The sequence below is a fragment of the Pseudovibrio sp. WM33 genome (assembly GCF_001623165.1).
Lineage (GTDB): Bacteria > Pseudomonadota > Alphaproteobacteria > Rhizobiales > Stappiaceae > Pseudovibrio.
Map to the genome: position 1 here is coordinate 431 of NZ_LMCK01000027.1, position 2084 is coordinate 2514.

Annotated in this window: 3 protein-coding genes; all 3 read left to right on the forward strand. The window is 53.9% G+C overall.

Annotated features, from left to right (window positions below):
- The coding region (locus tag PsWM33_RS27295) for a hypothetical protein (protein WP_193778367.1) at positions 1-529 on the forward strand (529 nt) is incomplete at its 5' end.
- Positions 530-531: 2 nt separating this feature from the next.
- Positions 532-1065, forward strand: a complete 534-nt coding sequence (locus PsWM33_RS06935) for a hypothetical protein (RefSeq protein WP_153039905.1) — start codon at positions 532-534, stop codon at positions 1063-1065.
- Between the two features lie 43 nt (positions 1066-1108).
- Positions 1109-2077, forward strand: coding sequence for a type VI secretion system tip protein TssI/VgrG (gene tssI, locus PsWM33_RS26695; RefSeq protein WP_208994430.1), 969 nt, complete (start codon positions 1109-1111; stop codon positions 2075-2077).
- Positions 2078-2084 lie beyond the last annotated feature (7 nt).

A 2084-nucleotide genomic window follows, 5' to 3' on the forward strand; every position in this document is an offset into this window, starting at 1 on the left:
ACCTGAAGCCATTCGGGCAGGTGGCCGGGCGAACGCGGTCATCATGATCACCTGTTATGTGGCCCTGGATATCATGCAGTTCATCATGAGCGATACGCAGCTTTACAGCGAACTGTTTGCCAACATCATTGTCGATGTGGCGATCGGGGCTGTTGCCATTGGGGCTGGCATGGCCGCAGCAGCTGCTGGAGCGCTTCTGGCCGGTGCTATCACCACAGTTGCTATTCCTGCCCTTGCCATTACGGCTGGTGCCATTGTTGTTGGCATGGCTGTTGGCATGGCGCTTGGACAACTGGACAAGATGTTTGGCCTGCGAGAAAAACTGTCTGCTGCCCTGCGTTGGACTGGTGAGGCTGTTGCGCGCGGCCTTCAAAAAACCGGACAAGTCATTCGTGAAGCGCAAGTTTCCATGCGACAGAAGGTGGAAGAGCTTGAACGCCGCAGCAATCGGTTTTTCTATGATCTGGAACGCGAGACCATCTGGCATTTGGGTGGGCCTGATCTTTACAACCAGATCTACAGGCGGTGATGATGATCAACTGGTACATCAATAAGACCGTTCAATTTGGCCAGTGGATTGGCCGGGATCCGAGCAGAGCACACGGGTTCGCTGCTGTGCTTGATCTTTTGATGGTGTTTTTGGTGTGGAGTACGATCTCTGACTTTCTGTATGCGCAGCAGGTCATTGAGCTTGGACAAGATAACTTTGAAATTGCTCATGGCATCCAGGCTTTAGCGCTTGGATCTGTTGCGATCCCCATCACTCATTTTGTCTTCACGCCCTGGGGTCACCAACGGCTGCAATGGTCTGTCAAAACATACCTCATTCTCATTTTCGGATCGCTCCTGATCTTTGCTATCGCCGGCAATCTATGGGCGCAATCAATTGGGCAAAGAGCGCAAGACGAAGGGTATTTACTTTGTCAGAACGAGTTTTTCGCACCGGCAAAATCCTTCCATACCTACGCGCGTCCGGGCACTTTATGTCCCGCTGATGAATGGCACTCCAAACCCTATCCACCGCCGATAGTGATGCACCAACTCAATCCGCCAGATCACTCTTAATTCTTATAGTTCCTTTGTTTTTCCCTTTGCCAGTGAGTTTGTTATGAATGCTATTGTCCAAATCCCGCAGCTCTTCCAACAACAAGATCTGGCCTTCACCTTTGCAGCTCCTGCGCAGCCCAACGCGGAATTGCTGGTCACCGGGTTCTCGGCAACAGAGCGCCTTAACGGGCTCACGCAGATCCAGATTGAGCTTGGCAGCCCCGACAATGCGCTGGACTTGCATAGCCTGCTGGATACGCCCGCCACGTTGACCATTCACCACAAATACGAGGGCTTGCGCCATCTCTCCGGGGTGATTGCCGAAATTGCCCGGGGCAATGAAGGCCATCACCGCACCAGTTATTCGCTCACACTGCTGCCCAGCCTGCACCGGCTGGCTCATGGCTCTGACTGCCGGATCTTCCAGAAGAAAAGCGTGCCCGAGATCGTCAAGATCCTGCTGAAAGAACACGGCGTAGAGGATGTGAAGTGGGATCTGACCGAGCCTCATGAGGTCCGCGAATACTGCGTGCAGTACCGGGAAAGTCACTTAAGCTTTTTAGATCGCATCACGGCAGAGGAAGGCATCTGGTACTACTTCACACATAGCGCCAACGGCCAGCATACGCTGCAGTTCATTGATAACCCACAGATCGTCTCTGAGCTCCCGGACCAGCCAAAGCTGGAATACAACGCCATGGCTGGCGGAGCAGTCAAAGGCGTCTATTGCTCCAGCTTTGTCCTGCGCGAGCAGCTGCGAGCCACCAGCTTCATGCAGCGCGATTATTCCTTCAAGAACCCGCCCTACAACCAGCAACACGCCCATCAGCGCGGTGAAGACAACGGCTCTGCTGGAGACTATGCGCTCTATGAATATCCGGGGCGCTACAAGGCGGATGGTGTCGGCAAACCGTTCACAAAACACCGGCTGGAAGCTGCTCGGGTTGAGGCCACCACAGGCCATGGAGCCACCAATGCTATTCACCTGATGGCTGGTCTGTCAATGCAGGGTCAAATTTCCCCAGTTTGAGGTTTGG